Origin of the sequence: Balneatrix alpica DSM 16621, from assembly GCF_000619885.1 — a bacterium.
GTDB lineage: Bacteria > Pseudomonadota > Gammaproteobacteria > Pseudomonadales > Balneatricaceae > Balneatrix > Balneatrix alpica.
On the sequence record NZ_KK211039.1, the window covers coordinates 251,362 to 265,751 of the forward strand.

A 14,390-nucleotide genomic window follows, 5' to 3' on the forward strand; every position below is an offset into this window, starting at 1 on the left:
ATCAGGTGAAAATTTCTTCCTCAAACAGCGGTGCAGTTTGCAGTTGTTGCTGAAAGTCGCTGACACTTTCGCTGGCATCCTCAGGACGATCTCCATTAAAAAGGGCGATATTAAACAGCGCCTCTCCTTCATGGACTAATGGCAAATGGCTGCGGCCAATGATGACGCCGCTTTTGTGGGCACGCACCTCATGTTCCTCATTGCCATAGGGGCAGGATACCATTGCCAGTACATCGCCTTTGTGTACCTCGCGTCCTAAGGGAACTAACACCCGCAGAATGCCGCTTTCTGGTGCCCGCACCCAGGTGCTGCCCTGGGCAATACGGGGTTCCGCCGGTGGGCGATGGCTACGGCCTTTGGTCAACATGCCGAGGTGGCGCATCACATTGAGAATGCCTTGAACCCCGGCGCGGATGGAGAACTCATCAAAGCGCAGGGCTTCGCCTGCTTCATACAGCAGCATGGGAATACCGCACTCTGCCGCGGCCTGACGCAAGGAACCATCACGGAGATTGGCATTCAGCAAAATCGGAGTGCCAAAGGCCTGGGCCAACTCTAGTGTTTGTGCATCGTCCAGATTGGCGCGGATCTGTGGCAAGTTAGAGCGGTGCAGGGCACCAGTATGCAGATCAATACCGTGGGTACACTTGGCCACCACTTCGTTTAAAAACAGGTTAGCCATACGCCCTGCGAGAGAGCTTTTTTCGCTGCCAGGAAAGCTGCGGTTAAGATCGCGCCGATCAGGTAAGTAACGTGAGCGATTGACTAAGCCATGGACGTTAACAATGGGAATGGCAATCAGGGTGCCTTGTAGATTTTTTAAGGCTGGCAGCCTTAGTAAGCGGCGGATAATTTCCACCCCATTTAGTTCGTCACCATGAATGGCTGCGCTGACGAATAGGCGAGGGCCCGGACGCTTGCCATTAATGACTTGCACAGGCATGGCGACCTCTTCACGGGTGTAGAGCTTAGCGACGGGAAGGGCAATGCTGGCTTGACTGCCAGGTTTAACCTCAGTCTCACCAATTCGAATCTGATTGCCTTGTACTGCCATAAGCAGGGCTCCTGCAAAGTGGGGTGTGCGGAATACGCTGTCCCAGGAAAACAAACTTAAACCAGTATAAAAATAACTTTACCTGGGTGACAGCTTCGATTTTGCTGCGCTGATTAGCAAAAAGAGTGCTGCATTCGTTAGTATGCAGGGCGGCTGGCACGCTTTCTTAAGTCAGCCAGAGGTAACGTGATTAATTCCGGTTCGGGACGCGGTTCCCGCTGAGGCTAGGGTGAGGATATGTCAGTACAGCAACGCTTAACTGAGTTACTGCAACAGGGTTTTGCCTGCCAGGTGTTAGCCATTGAGAATGAAAGCCATATGCATAGTGGGCCGGCGACTGAGTCGCATTTTAAAGTGACCTTGGTAAGTGAGGCATTTAACGGCAAGCGTTTAGTGGCACGTCATCAACTGGTGTACCAGCAGGTAGCTGAGTTACTTAATAATCCGATTCATGCCCTGGCTTTGCATCTGTATACCGCAGAAGAGTGGCAGGCCCGGGGTGAGCAAAGCCCGCTGTCTCCGAATTGCCGTGGCGGGAGTAAGGCTGGCTAAGTTGACGAGGGTCAATATGCCCTTAACTGGACTTGGTTAGGCTAAAGGCTCCTTAAGTGAAACTAATGTTGAGTGACATCGGAGCCTGGTATGGAACACCATGATTTAGTCCATGAATTTCCTGAACTACGTGAGCGTATTCATCAGTTAAAAATGGAAGATCGCCACTTCCAAAAACTTTTTGATGAATATCATGAGTTAACCAAAGCAGTAGAAAATATGGCTGCCGAGGTGACACCTGTTGCGACTCACACAGAAGAAGAGTACAAGCGCAAGCGCTTGCAGTTAAAGGATCAACTCTACGCTATGCTGGTTGCTTGACAGTCAGTACAAAACCTTCTTCTATAAGTTCTACTTATTGAGTGGCGACGGCTATAGGGCTGTCGCCTTCCTATGCTGTTTCACTGACAGAGACAGTCTTTCACCAAGAGATAACGTCATGGATAAACGTTTCGCCCACCTTGGTGCAGTACGTTGCTTTGCCGAAGCAGCGCGCCTACAAAGTTACACCCAGGCTGCTGAAACCCTGCATGTCACCCAGGCAGCGGTGAGCCAGCAAATCCGTCATCTAGAAACCGTGCTAGGGGTAAAGCTATTTGCCCGGCAAGGGCGACATATGGTGCTAACTCCTGCAGGTGAGCGCTTCTATGTCTACGTTGAGCAAGCCTTTCAGGCGTTACAACTGGGCTTTGATGCGATTAGCCAGGAGCAGGACTCGGGGGTGCTGAATATCTCCGTACTGCCTTCCTTTGCCGCCCGGTGGTTGATGCCAAGATTGTGGCGCTTTGCCCATCAGTATCCCCATATCGAAGTCCGTATCTCTACTAGTGGTGAGGTAGTGGATATGCGTGAGGGCAGTATGGACTTAGGCATCCGTTTTGGCCTGGGGCGCTACCCTGGCACCCAGACGGAACTCTTGATGCCAGACTCCTTATTAGTTGTCTGTGCGCCGCAAATTGCGGCCAAGATTGAGCGTATTGATGACTTATACCGTTTTCTTTTAATTGATGGCTTAGAAACAAAAGTACAAAACTGGCAGACCTGGCTGAATTATGCCGGCTATGAACTTGATCTCCAGCGCTTCCAGCAGAACCGTATGCTGAAGTTGGAAAATGCCAGTATGGGATTAGATATTGTTCTGGCTGGACACGGTGTCTGCGTGTGCCGCCGCAGTCTGGTTGAGCACCTGCTCAGCACGGGCCAGTTGGTACAACCCTTTATCGAGGAGATGCCATTAGAGCAGGCGTATTACCTGGCTTACCGGGCAGACTCGCCACGGATTGAACGCATCCGCACTTTCACCGACTGGCTACATTCAGAGGTAGGAAAGCTGCCTTTTGATCTGGACGCCTGCTGTCAGGAGTCAGCCGCGCTGGCTAGCTAAGGTGTTACTCTATCAAGGGGAATAACCCCTGGCGCCGGGCTTCCCTCTCGGCACGTTCTAAAACCCCCTGCTGTTGTAATTGCTGAATAATATTGGGCAGCAGAGGGCGAACTTGCTCAGTTGTCATCCCCGCACGCAGTTGTGGGTGATAAAGCATCTTCAGCAAGGTCCAATCCAAGCCAGTTAAATAGCGATCAATACTGTTGTCATTAAAGATTGAGGGAAACACTCGGTTCGAATCATTTGGCAGCCCCATTACCTGGGTAAGCTCTTCAATAATGCAGTCGGCCAGGCGTCCTTTTGCCATCACCCGATCTAGGGGAATCAACACAATGCCTGCATAAATCCCCTGTTGCTTGGCCTTAAACTGCCCCAGGCAGAGATTGTTGTTAAGTAGCTCGGCAGAGAAAGGAGAGCGTTGCAGTATCTTGGTTAACCATCTGTGCTGGTGTTGGCTGGGAACAATAAAAATATCCAGATTGGCATGATGCTCGACCGCTTGCATAGGGTGCTGGGTGATACTGGCCAGTTGTTGCATATGGACATCAACCAACTGTTGCAACTGGGAGGTGGGGGTAAAGCCCTCGCTATGTAAACGGTAGCGTATCGGTGTGTGCCAACGCAGCAGTATCCCCGCACTACTTTGCTCATGTTCACGTCCGAGGGCGATCTCAATAAAGGCTTGTTGTAAATAAGCTGGCTGCTGCCAGTCTGCGGCTTGGGTGGGCAGGCTAAACAACAGCAGAAGGCAATAATAGACAATAGCAGGCATGGCAAAGCTCTTAATAATTAGCCGGTAGAGGCTGGTCTGATTCTAGAGAGCCTGCAGCGCTGTGGCGAGTGCTTGAGCAACAGGACATTGCTTCATCGCCACTTAAGGCGTCATCTATGGCTAAAAAACAATCACAGGTCAGGTATGCCCACCCGCTGATTTAGCTCCTGCGGTTAACCCCTGGTTCACAGTAACAGCTTGCTTGGCTTAGCAACCACTTTCTTACTCTTTCCGACAAGATGGAGACAAAGGTGGATAAGTAATCAATGAGTGCCATTAGTATAAATGTATAGTCATTTAAGTCTGCCACTTCACAAGAGGTGCTTTTATCGCTATATATGTATATACATTTAAGGCCTGAACGAGAGAGTGAGCAGATCCGATGGAAAGTCTTTTTACTGGCTGCGAACGAATTTGGACTAATGCCCATTTGGCGACTCTGGATCCTTCTGTGACTGAGCCCTATGGCGCACTGAAGGAATACGCCTTGGGGGTTAGTCAGGGCCGCATCAGTGTCATCGCCCCCATGGCCAGTCTGGCTGGAGTCGATCTGGAACGGGCAGAGGTGATTGATGTAAAGGGTAAATGGATCACCCCAGGCTGGATTGATTGCCATACCCATCTGATTTTTGCTGGCAATCGTGCCAATGAATTTGAGCAGCGTTTATTAGGTGTGCCCTATAGCGAAATCGCTAAACAGGGCGGTGGCATTTTGAGTTCTGTACGTGCCACACGAGCAGCCAGTGAAGAGGAACTTATTGAGGCGGCAAGGCCGCGCTTGGAGGCCCTACTGCGTGAGGGGGCTACCAGTGTTGAGATTAAGTCTGGCTATGGCCTAACTCTGGCTGATGAAATCAAGATGCTGCGCGCAGCCCACAAACTGGTCGCAGATTATCCCGTTAATGCTTCTTTTACCTTGCTAGCTGCCCACGCACTGCCACCGGAGTTTCATGGCCAGGCAGATGCCTATATCGAGCATATTTGCCAAGACATTTTGCCGTTAGTGGCAGAGCAACGTTTGGCGGATGCGGTAGATGTGTTCTGTGAGGGGATTGGTTTTAGCCCGGCGCAGTCTGAGCGTTTATTTCAGGCCGCCACTGCATTAGGGCTGGCGGTGAAAGGACATACCGAACAACTGAGCAATCAACATGGCTCTGCCTTGGTGGCACGTTATCAAGGCTGGTCTGCCGATCACTTAGAGTACCTGGACGAAGCCGGGGTAAAGGCCATGGCTGAGGCGGGTACCGTGGCGGTGTTGCTGCCTGGCGCTTTTTACTTCCTGCGGGAAAGCAAGTTGCCTCCCATTGAAAGCCTACGCAAGCATGGCGTACCGATGGCATTGGCAACGGATTTTAACCCCGGTACTTCGCCGCTGGCTTCGTTGCAGCTGATGCTGAATATGGGTTGTACCCTGTTTCGTTTGACTCCGGAAGAAGCCCTGGCAGGGGTAACTAAACATGCTGCCCAGGCACTGGGTTGGCAACGTAAGTTGGGAATGTTGCGGGTGGGGATGCAGGCCGACTTACTGGTGTGGCAGATCGAGCATCCCGCTCAATTGGCTTATGAATTTGGTTGCCAGCGCTTAGTACAGCGGGTATGGCAGGGGGAAATCACCCATGTATGACTTTGATCCAAGTGTGTGGCAGGGCAGAGTGGACCCGGAAGATGGGCAGCTCGGATTACGCTGGCATCAGCAAGTTCAGCCCTGGCATGAACAGGCGGCAGCAGGGGTATGTTTGCTGCGTTTTGCCACCGATGAAGGGGTGCGTCGTAATCAAGGCCGGCCAGGTGCGATTGAAGGCCCAGGCAAGGTATTGAAAGCCTTGGCTAATCAGGCCTGGCATCGACAAACCCCGGTATGGGATGCAGGGGAAGTACGCTGTGCAGATGGCAATTTAGAAGCTAGCCAAGAACAAGTGGGTGCCCGTTTGCACCGTGTATTACAGCAAGGGCAATTACCTTTGTTGATAGGGGGCGGACACGAGATTGCTTGGGCAAGCTATCAGGGTTTATACCGTTATCTTGCTGAGCAAAACCGAAATAAATCATTTCCGACAATCGGCATCATCAATTTCGATGCGCACTTCGACCTGCGGGTAGGGCAGGGACAAGGCAGCTCAGGTACGCCTTTTTGGCAGATCGCCGAACATTGCCAAAGCCTGGGGCATCCATTCCGCTATGCCTGCTTAGGGGTGAATCCCGGCGCCAATACCCAAGCGCTGTTTCAACGCGCCGAGGAGTTAGGAGTGTGGTACCGCCTCGATAGTCAGATGAACAGCTGGCAATTGACGGATATCCGCGCTCAATTGGCCTCCTTTATCAGCCAGTGTGATGGGATCTATCTCAGTATTGATTTGGATGTACTCCCCGCCGCCACCGCACCTGGGGTTAGTGCACCAGCAGGCCGAGGTGTAGCGCTTGAACTCATTGAAGTGCTGATTGCGGATATCGTCGAAGCCCATCAGCAGGGGATTTGCCCTCTGTGGCTGGCGGATATTGCCGAATACAACCCCAGTTTCGATCTCGATGGCCGTACCGCCAAGGTTGCCGCCCGTTTACTAACCCAATTAGCCACTGCCACCGAGCAGCCTGCTGATTATTAATAACAACTGAGTGATATAACGATGACAACACAAGCCTCACGCCTTGATAGCAGCCGCGTTATTCGCGCCCCCCATGGTTCTAAACTGCGTTGCAAAAGCTGGCTGACCGAAGCGGCGATGCGCATGTTAATGAACAATCTTGATCCCGATGTAGCCGAGCATCCGCAAAGCCTGGTGGTATACGGTGGCATTGGCCGAGCGGCACGTAACTGGGCTTGCTATGACAAAATCATCGAAGTATTGCAGCGTTTAGAGGATGACGAGTCCCTGCTGATCCAATCCGGTAAACCCGTTGGTGTCTTCAAGACTCACGCTGATGCCCCCCGGGTATTGATCGCCAACTCCAACCTGGTGCCACATTGGGCCAACTGGGAACACTTCAACGAGTTAGATAAGAAAGGCCTGATGATGTACGGCCAAATGACGGCTGGCTCCTGGATCTACATCGGCTCCCAGGGCATTGTGCAGGGCACCTACGAGACCTTTGTGGCAGTAGCGAAAAAGCATTTTGCTGGTAATGCCCAAGGCAAATGGATTCTGACCGGTGGCCTGGGGGGGATGGGTGGTGCTCAGCCTCTGGCCGGGGTAATGGCGGGCTTTAACGTACTGGTTGTCGAGTGTGATGAAACCCGTATCGACTTCCGTCTGCGCACTCGTTATGTCGACTACAAAGCTACTACTCTGGATCAAGCGCTGGAAATCATCGAAGAGGCCAACCGTTCAGGCAAGGCGATTTCCGTCGGCCTGTTAGGCAATGCCGCCGATGTATTTGCTGAACTGGTTGAACGTAATATCACCCCCGATGTAGTGACCGATCAAACCTCTGCCCATGATCCGTTAAATGGTTATCTGCCCCAGGGTTGGAGTATGGAATACGCCAAAACCATGCGTAGCCAAGATGAGGCTGCTGTGGTTAAAGCAGCCAAACAATCCATGGCGGTGCAGGTCAAGGCTATGCTAACTCTGCAACAGCGGGGAGCGGCGACCCTCGATTATGGCAACAATATTCGCCAGATGGCGTTAGAGGAAGGGGTCAATAATGCCTTTGACTTCCCCGGCTTCGTACCGGCTTATATTCGTCCTCTGTTCTGTGAGGGGATTGGGCCTTTCCGCTGGGCAGCTCTGTCAGGTGATCCCGAGGATATTTACAAGACCGATGCCAAAGTTAAAGAGCTGATTCCAGACAACCCCCATCTGCATAACTGGCTGGACATGGCCCGTGAGCGTATTGCCTTCCAGGGCTTGCCTGCACGTATCTGCTGGGTTGGGTTGAAGGATCGGGCCCGCCTGGCCTTGGCCTTTAATGAAATGGTGGCTAAGGGTGAGCTGAAAGCACCGGTGGTGATTGGCCGTGATCACCTCGACTCCGGCTCTGTCGCCAGCCCCAACCGGGAAACGGAAGCCATGCTGGATGGTTCGGACGCAGTATCCGACTGGCCCTTATTGAATGCCTTGCTTAACACCGCCGGGGGCGCTACCTGGGTTTCCCTGCACCACGGTGGTGGAGTCGGGATGGGCTTCTCCCAGCATGCTGGGGTAGTGATTGTTGCCGATGGCAGCGAGGCTGCCGCCAAGCGTTTGGGACGTGTGTTGCGTAACGATCCAGGAACTGGGGTGATGCGTCACGCCGATGCCGGCTATGACATTGCCGTTAACTGTGCCAAAGAGCAGGGCCTTGACCTGCCTCTGCTGGATCTGTAATCCCTTGAGCCTTGGGAGCCTGCGGGCTCCCGTTTTGCCAGAGTAAAAGATTATGCAAACCCTCGTGATTCGTCCTGGTCAGCTCAGCTTGCAAGACTTGCGTATGGTTAGCCGCCACAGTCTGCAGCTAAGCCTGGATGCCAGTTGCTATGATGCTATTGATGCCTCCCAGGCTACCGTATCCCGCGTACTGTCAGAGGGGCGGGTGGTCTATGGCATTAATACCGGTTTTGGTTTGTTAGCCAATACCCGTATTGCGGCAGAAGATTTAGAGCTGTTGCAGCGCTCCATCGTCCTTTCCCACGCTGCTGGCATTGGTGAGCTGATGCGCCCGGAAACGGTACGCCTGCTCATGGTGCTGAAGATCAACTCCCTGGCTCGCGGCTTCTCCGGTATTCGCCGCAGCGTCATTGAAGCCTTGATCCAGTTAGTCAACGCTGAAGTTTATCCCTGCATCCCCCAAAAAGGCTCCGTGGGGGCATCCGGTGATCTGGCGCCCCTGGCCCACATGAGCACTGTGCTCTTGGGTGAAGGCGAGGTGCTGTACAAGGGCGAACGGCTAAGTGGAGCAGAAGGCTTAAAACGGGCGGGTCTAGAACCTATTACCCTGGCACCGAAAGAAGGACTGGCACTGCTCAACGGTACCCAAGCCTCCACCGCCTTTGCCTTGGAAGGACTGTTCGCCGCAGAAGATCTCTATGCTGCGGCCACCGTCGCGGGAGCTATGTCGGTGGAAGCCGCGCTGGGCAGTCGTCGTCCCTTTGACGATCGTATCCACCAGGTACGTGGCCATCGCAGCCAGATTGATGCCGCTGCCGCTTATCGTCATCTGTTGCAAGAGCGCTCCGCCATCGGTGATTCCCACCAGGGTTGTGAAAAGGTGCAGGATCCATATTCGCTGCGCTGCCAGCCTCAGGTGATGGGTGCCTGTCTCCAGCAGATTCGCCAGGCGGCGGAGGTGCTGCTGGTTGAGGCGAATTCCGTCTCCGATAATCCTCTGGTATTTGCCGATGACAACGACATCATTTCAGGCGGTAACTTCCACGCCGAGCCGGTGGCGATGGCGGCCGATAATCTGGCCCTGGCGATTGCCGAGATAGGCTCCTTGTCTGAGCGGCGGATGGCTTTGCTGATTGATACCCATCTGTCCAAATTGCCGCCTTTCCTGGTGGAAAATGGCGGGGTCAACTCCGGCTTTATGATTGCCCAGGTGACTTCCGCGGCCCTGGCCTCGGAGAACAAATCTCTGGCGCATCCGGCATCGGTGGATTCCCTGCCAACTTCGGCTAACCAGGAAGACCATGTCTCCATGGCCACCTTTGCCGGGCGCCGTTTGAAAGAAATGGGGGATAACACCGCAGGTATTCTGGCGGTGGAATTACTGGCTGCATGCCAGGGGGTGGATTTCCGCCGTCCGCATCAGCCCTCTGAGCCACTGCAACGGGCCCATGCGATGCTGCGCGAGGTTGTCAGCTTCTATGATAAAGACCGTTACTTCTCACCCGATATCGTCAAGGCCCAGGCATTGATTCAAAGCGGTGACTATAACGCCTTGCTGCCTGACACCTTACTGCCCAGCCTGTAATTCATCAGTAGCTTGTCGACAACGCCTCTTTCGGGGCGTTGTCATATCCGGCTTAGCTATCAGCGCTTTGGCAACAGCGCCAAAAAGTTATCCTTTGCAAGTCGCTGTGCCACCTGCAGGGGGAGGGCATCAAGCAGAGGGGTGAACTCCTCCAGCGTCGCTTTCAAGGGGGTGAAGGTACCTACCAAATCCGACCCCAGCATAAAACGATCCGGATAACTCTTGATCAATTGCAGCCAACGGGGGGAGGGACGGCCCTGTTGATCGAGGATATAAGGACGCAGCACACTCCAGGACAGGTCAACATAGAGGTTCGGATAGCGGCCGAGTAAACGCTCCAGTTCATTTTCCAGAAAAGGCAGCACCTGACGGCGATTAATTGCCCCACTGGTACCCGCATGCGCCCAAATAATCTTGGTGCGCGGATGCATGGCCAACGCTTGCTCAAACTCGGCTAGATACAGTGGTTCCGGCATCCGGGTCGAGGTGATATTGGCATGAACCAAGACTGGCAGATCATATTCGGCTGCCAGGGCATAGATCGCATCCATGGCTTGATGGTTGGCCCGGCCAGGCTCGCCGTAGGTCAGGGCGGTCAAGTCATCGTGACGGGTAAAGACCTCGCCGATGCCCTGCCAAAAACCGGGGTACCATTCAAGCATGCGGCGGATATGGTCAATGGCATTTAAGTCGGTGGCATTAAAGCCGGTAATAAAAGGATGGAAGCGCCGCTGCTGTAACGGGGGCAGACTTTGGATCGCCCGGGCCACCATCACATCCGTCAGGCTGTACCAGTAGAGTGCGGCGTCATCCCCCATGTAATAAATAGGTCGTTTGGGCTCATTGGCATCCCACTTTTTCACCACGCTCAAACCTGACAGCATACTGGAGCTGACACCCGCCTCATCCATGGCCTGCACCAGCGCCTCAATGCCCTGACTTTGCTGCAAAAAATCGACGTAATGCTGGTGTGCATCGGCATAACTATAGGTGCGCGCACTGGCATGGCTGGCAACTGCAAGGCTTAGCAGGATTACTCCAAGCGCTTTAATCATGACGAGGAGTCCAGTATCCCTTGAGCAAGCGCTGCCAGTTTGTCCGTTTTTGTCCATATTCCTCAATACAGAAATCGACTCGTTCGTCATCCATATCCAGTTCACCGGCCAACTCGGCCATGCCTTCAGGATCATAGCCCACTAACAAGCAGGCCAGAGCATAAAAACGCTGATCATCCAGACTGTGCTCATCCATAAAGTCAGCCGCTTCCAGGCTGTCTTTTTGTTGTGACCAGAGATCGAAAATCTCCATGCTGCTCAGTAGCGCCTGGGTATCGTCACGCTCCAGCAACAATAGTGCCGCCAGGGTATCCGCTGCATCTTCTTCCTTGCCCAGTACCGGTATTTCCAATTGGTGCACCAAGGCATGGGCTAATTCATGCAGCAGGGTGAAGGTCATAATTTCCTGGGTATAGGTAGCAATCTCCTGCGCACTATAGTCCGTTCCTTGTTGATATAACTGTTGGATATCGTGCCAATCCTGATAGGGGTACTCAATCAAGCCACTGTTGGGGTCATACTGGGGTCCCTCTTCTGCCCCCATGGAGACCTTGATGGCTTGCTTTAGCTGCAGTTGACCTTGCAGTAATTGCTCCAGCTTAGGCGCCCACTGCTGCTGCAAATGTTGCTGTAGTTGAGGGTCTTGGCTGGGTTGCCAGGCAAACTGAAAAACAGCGGCTTGGCTTAGGCTGCTCAGGGTTAAACCTAAGCCAAGAAAAAGCGTACGTAACATAAACGGCTGTCACTCTAGGGCTGAAGGGGTATTGACAAGGAGTGTAGCCAGCGGTTGAGGTTTGGCAAAGAGATAACCCTGAATGCCATCGCAATGTTGCTGAGCTAGCCACAGGCGCTGGGCTTCATGCTCCACGCCCTCCGCCACGACAGGGTGACCCAGTTTGTGCACCAAGCCAATCATACCCTGCACGATGGCACCTACCCGTGCTTGGTGGGGTAGGTCGCGGATAAAGCTCATATCCAGCTTGACCTGGTCGCACGGAAAACGATGTAGATAAGATAGTGAGGAGTAGCCACAGCCAAAGTCATCCAGATAGATATCGATACCTAGTTCGCGTAATTGCTCAAGCACCGGTAAGGCTTGATCAAAGTGACTGATTAATGAGGTCTCAGTGATTTCCGCTGCCAGTTTGACATGGGTTGGTAACGGCTGATGTTGCTTCAGCATTTCCTCTAAATGAGCGAGTAATTGTGGGTGCAGTAACTGTGGGGCGGCCAGGTTAAAGCTCAGGCTAATGGGATCTGAGTGTAAACCCGCTAAAGCAGGTAATTCGCTTAACAGGCGTTGAATCACCCAACGGCCAAGAGGATGAATTAGACCATTACGCTCGGCTAACGGGATAAAAATTGCCGGAGAGATTAGCCCTTCACGAGGGTGCTGCCAGCGTAGTAAGGCCTCATAGCCTTTGATTTGGCCATCAATCGCACTGTGAATGCTCTGGTAATACAGCTCTAACTGGCCCTGCTCGAGTGCTTGACGTAATTCTGTTTCAAAACGCTCTTGCTCGCCTAGCTGCCGAACCTGCTCTTCACTGTAGCAATGTAGCGGAAAATCCTGCTCTTGATTACGGGTCTGAGCAGCGGCGGCTTCAGCCCGTAACAACATGCGTTCTGGCTCTTGGCAAGCCAAATCGGTACTGACTCCCAGCACGAGATTGGGGTAGCAGAGCTGTCCATGGATTTCGAAACTGCGCCAGTTTTGGCCACTCCAAGCTTGCTGAATCTGTGCCAGGGTGTGCTCAGGAGTGCGTTCAATCGCAAACGCCAACGCAAAGCTATCCTGGTGTAAACGTGCTAGCAAGCGTGGCTTCAGCCCCTGTAACTGCAAGCTGAGATGAATAACATAGTCGTCTATGCCGGCATAACCTAAAAGGCTTAGTAAAGCGGCATAGTTATCCACCCGTGCGACCACCACCAAAAGTGGCGAGTGGGCATGTACTAGGCTCAGATGATGCAAGAAACCGCGTTTAGTAAGCAGGCCGGTTAAACGGTCACCGCTTAGCTGTTGATTCAGACTTTCTGCCTGCGCCAATTGATTCAGAGCTAATTCCAAGTTGGCGCAAATATCCTCCAACATCCGCAGAATAGGCCGGTCGAGTTGCTGATAATGTTCCGCCAAAGCAACCAACTGCAGGGCATGGTGACGCACGGGCACAATCACGAACGCCTCCGCCCCCTGGCTTTCTCCTAAGGCGAGTAGCGTTTCATTCACCATGGCTTTAATAAAGAGCGGTTGATGTGTCGGAACACCCAACAACGATAACTGCATGCTTTGCTGGTTGGGGGAGTGTTTGTAATAACAGGCCTGAATAGGCGCATAGCCTGGCAATCGGTCGGAGGAGCTAAACAGCACCGCCACAATACCCTGTGGCTGTTGCACCAGAATCTGTCCAATCCCTTCTAATAATTCGTGCTGGTTATTGGCCCGCAACGCTAATGCCGTTATTTGGCTGAGCTGATCCGTCAGTTGTTCCTGGCGCTTACGTTGATCCCACTCCAGCTCAATTCGCTTTACCAATGCTTGAAAGTGACGCTGTAACTGATGAACTTCGTTACCGCTCGAAGGACTAGGTAACTCGCTGCCGGTATAGCGGCGAGACAGATGATCTGCCTGTTGGTGCAAAGCTCTTACATGGCGCAATACCCCACGCTCCATTCCCCAGCCAATGAGTAAAAAACAACCCACCAAAGTGGTCAGTAGCAAGAGCCCTTTATTACGTAATTCCCGTAGTACCGGGGCCAATAAGTGCTCTCTGGGTGTTTGCGCTAATAAGTACAAGGCGGGTTGTGAGCTGGGTAAGGGGAGGGGGACCAAGGTTGCTAACCACGTCCGTCCATCCTGCTGATACTGGTATAGCTGAGCTTGTGCTGCAGCATGTTGTAGGGCTTGCAGCTGCTCTGTTGCTAAGGGTGGCTTACCTAGCGTTAAGTTACTGGACTCTGGTAACTGCACCAAGAGATCAAAGTTCTTATCCAGCAAGCTCAGTTGCCATTGCTCTCCTAGTGATAAGCGCGCCAGTATTTCTTGTAGCTTCTTCAGTGGTAAGACGGCGACCATTAAATGGCTAATATTGCTGCCATCCAGCTTAATTGGGTAAGCCATATTGATACTGGCATGATGGGCAACCCTATCAATCTGATACTCACCAATGGAAAAATCCTGACTTTGCAAAGCTGCCTGAATATAAGGACGATCTGCCACATTCACTGGCCCGGGAAGAGGGAGCGCGGTGCAGAGTAAGGTGCCATCGGCTTGCGGTGTGCCGTAGTTGGAATAAGGGAAATCTTGTTTTAGTAATTCACGTAGCCAGGCTTCACAAGTACTGACATCGCGAACATAAAAGCGGGCTTCGGAAGCAAGCAGTTTCAATAAAGGTTTGGACTGTTCGATTAGCTGACCCTGGCGGCTCGCCAGTTGCTGGGACAGAGCCAGGCTCTGTTGTTGAAAGTTTTGCAAACGTAGTTGAGCGTTATTCCACCATTGCCAGCCCAAGAAAATAGCAGCGGGCAAAAAGGCTGCTGCTAAAATCCAGATTAGTCGAGCTCGGAGACTTTGCTTCATTGAATGATCCTTGAGGGATACCAAGCAACTATAGCCTACTCTACAGCCCAGCCTACGCTACCAACTAAATAGCCTACTAATGCCCGACATAAAAAGGGCGACTAATG

12 protein-coding genes are annotated in these 14,390 nt (G+C 52.7%); 7 read left to right on the plus strand and 5 right to left on the minus strand.

The window, feature by feature from the left end; all coding sequences use genetic code 11:
* Position 1: 1 nt before the first annotated feature.
* Entirely contained in the window at positions 2-1,054 is a 1,053-nt protein-coding gene (locus Q334_RS0110520; protein ID WP_027313172.1) for a succinylglutamate desuccinylase/aspartoacylase family protein, read from the minus strand.
* A gap of 237 nt (positions 1,055-1,291) precedes the next feature.
* Between Q334_RS0110520 and Q334_RS0110525 the strand changes: the two genes are divergently transcribed.
* From Q334_RS0110525 to Q334_RS18810, 3 genes are all read left to right on the plus strand, one after another.
* A complete protein-coding gene (locus Q334_RS0110525) occupies positions 1,292-1,606 on the plus strand; it encodes a BolA family protein (protein ID WP_027313173.1) in 315 nt (104 codons plus the stop codon).
* A 90-nt stretch (positions 1,607-1,696) separates the two neighbouring features.
* Positions 1,697-1,927 carry a YdcH family protein gene (locus Q334_RS0110530; RefSeq protein ID WP_027313174.1) on the plus strand — a complete coding sequence of 77 codons (231 nt, stop codon included), beginning with the start codon at positions 1,697-1,699 and terminating at the stop codon, positions 1,925-1,927.
* A 118-nt stretch (positions 1,928-2,045) separates the two neighbouring features.
* Positions 2,046-2,990, plus strand: a complete 945-nt coding sequence (locus Q334_RS18810) for a LysR substrate-binding domain-containing protein (protein ID WP_051527714.1) — start codon at positions 2,046-2,048, stop codon at positions 2,988-2,990.
* A gap of 4 nt (positions 2,991-2,994) precedes the next feature.
* Here the strand turns inward: Q334_RS18810 and Q334_RS18815 are convergent, their stop codons facing one another.
* Positions 2,995-3,762, minus strand: a complete 768-nt coding sequence (locus Q334_RS18815) for a DUF2927 domain-containing protein (RefSeq protein ID WP_035461320.1) — start codon at positions 3,760-3,762, stop codon at positions 2,995-2,997.
* A 382-nt stretch (positions 3,763-4,144) separates the two neighbouring features.
* Here Q334_RS18815 and hutI point away from each other — a divergent pair, with 382 nt between their 5' ends.
* From hutI to hutH, 4 genes are read left to right on the plus strand one after another with little or no spacing between them, the layout of a single operon-like run.
* A complete protein-coding gene (gene hutI, locus Q334_RS0110545) occupies positions 4,145-5,386 on the plus strand; it encodes an imidazolonepropionase (RefSeq protein ID WP_027313175.1) in 1,242 nt (413 codons plus the stop codon).
* The gene (hutG, locus tag Q334_RS0110550) at positions 5,379-6,365 is read left to right on the plus strand and encodes a formimidoylglutamase (RefSeq protein WP_027313176.1); all 987 of its coding nucleotides are present in this window, start codon (positions 5,379-5,381) and stop codon (positions 6,363-6,365) included. The genes hutI and hutG overlap by 8 nt, the downstream gene beginning before the upstream one ends.
* Positions 6,366-6,386: 21 nt before the next feature.
* Positions 6,387-8,066, plus strand: a complete 1,680-nt coding sequence (gene hutU / locus Q334_RS0110555) for a urocanate hydratase (RefSeq protein WP_027313177.1) — start codon at positions 6,387-6,389, stop codon at positions 8,064-8,066.
* Between the two features lie 52 nt (positions 8,067-8,118).
* Positions 8,119-9,651 carry a histidine ammonia-lyase gene (gene hutH, locus Q334_RS0110560; protein WP_027313178.1) on the plus strand — a complete coding sequence of 511 codons (1,533 nt, stop codon included), beginning with the start codon at positions 8,119-8,121 and terminating at the stop codon, positions 9,649-9,651.
* Positions 9,652-9,710: 59 nt separating this feature from the next.
* Here hutH and Q334_RS0110565 read toward each other — a convergent pair whose 3' ends face one another.
* The 3 genes from Q334_RS0110565 to Q334_RS0110575 are packed head-to-tail and all read right to left on the minus strand — an operon-like array spanning position 9,711 to position 14,283.
* Positions 9,711-10,706 (minus strand): amidohydrolase family protein, encoded by a 996-nt coding sequence (locus tag Q334_RS0110565; RefSeq protein WP_027313179.1) that lies wholly within the window; start codon positions 10,704-10,706, stop codon positions 9,711-9,713.
* The gene (locus Q334_RS0110570) at positions 10,699-11,439 is read right to left on the minus strand and encodes a DUF4344 domain-containing metallopeptidase (protein ID WP_027313180.1); all 741 of its coding nucleotides are present in this window, start codon (positions 11,437-11,439) and stop codon (positions 10,699-10,701) included. The genes Q334_RS0110565 and Q334_RS0110570 overlap by 8 nt, the downstream gene beginning before the upstream one ends.
* A 9-nt stretch (positions 11,440-11,448) precedes the next feature.
* Entirely contained in the window at positions 11,449-14,283 is a 2,835-nt protein-coding gene (locus Q334_RS0110575; RefSeq protein ID WP_027313181.1) for an EAL domain-containing protein, read from the minus strand.
* Between the last annotated feature and the right edge of the window lie 107 nt (positions 14,284-14,390).

What these genes read in the sequence shown, in the direction of transcription:
- Q334_RS0110520 (WP_027313172.1), bottom strand. Translation starts at nt 1,054, where the DNA reads ATGGCAGTACAAGGCAATCAGATTCGAATTGGTGAGACTGAGGTTAAA.
- Q334_RS0110525 (WP_027313173.1), top strand. Translation starts at nt 1,292, where the DNA reads ATGTCAGTACAGCAACGCTTAACTGAGTTACTGCAACAGGGTTTTGCC.
- Q334_RS0110530 (WP_027313174.1), top strand. Translation starts at nt 1,697, where the DNA reads ATGGAACACCATGATTTAGTCCATGAATTTCCTGAACTACGTGAGCGT.
- Q334_RS18810 (WP_051527714.1), top strand. Translation starts at nt 2,046, where the DNA reads ATGGATAAACGTTTCGCCCACCTTGGTGCAGTACGTTGCTTTGCCGAA.
- Q334_RS18815 (WP_035461320.1), bottom strand. Translation starts at nt 3,762, where the DNA reads ATGCCTGCTATTGTCTATTATTGCCTTCTGCTGTTGTTTAGCCTGCCC.
- hutI (WP_027313175.1), top strand. Translation starts at nt 4,145, where the DNA reads ATGGAAAGTCTTTTTACTGGCTGCGAACGAATTTGGACTAATGCCCAT.
- hutG (WP_027313176.1), top strand. Translation starts at nt 5,379, where the DNA reads ATGTATGACTTTGATCCAAGTGTGTGGCAGGGCAGAGTGGACCCGGAA.
- hutU (WP_027313177.1), top strand. Translation starts at nt 6,387, where the DNA reads ATGACAACACAAGCCTCACGCCTTGATAGCAGCCGCGTTATTCGCGCC.
- hutH (WP_027313178.1), top strand. Translation starts at nt 8,119, where the DNA reads ATGCAAACCCTCGTGATTCGTCCTGGTCAGCTCAGCTTGCAAGACTTG.
- Q334_RS0110565 (WP_027313179.1), bottom strand. Translation starts at nt 10,706, where the DNA reads ATGATTAAAGCGCTTGGAGTAATCCTGCTAAGCCTTGCAGTTGCCAGC.
- Q334_RS0110570 (WP_027313180.1), bottom strand. Translation starts at nt 11,439, where the DNA reads ATGTTACGTACGCTTTTTCTTGGCTTAGGTTTAACCCTGAGCAGCCTA.
- Q334_RS0110575 (WP_027313181.1), bottom strand. Translation starts at nt 14,283, where the DNA reads ATGAAGCAAAGTCTCCGAGCTCGACTAATCTGGATTTTAGCAGCAGCC.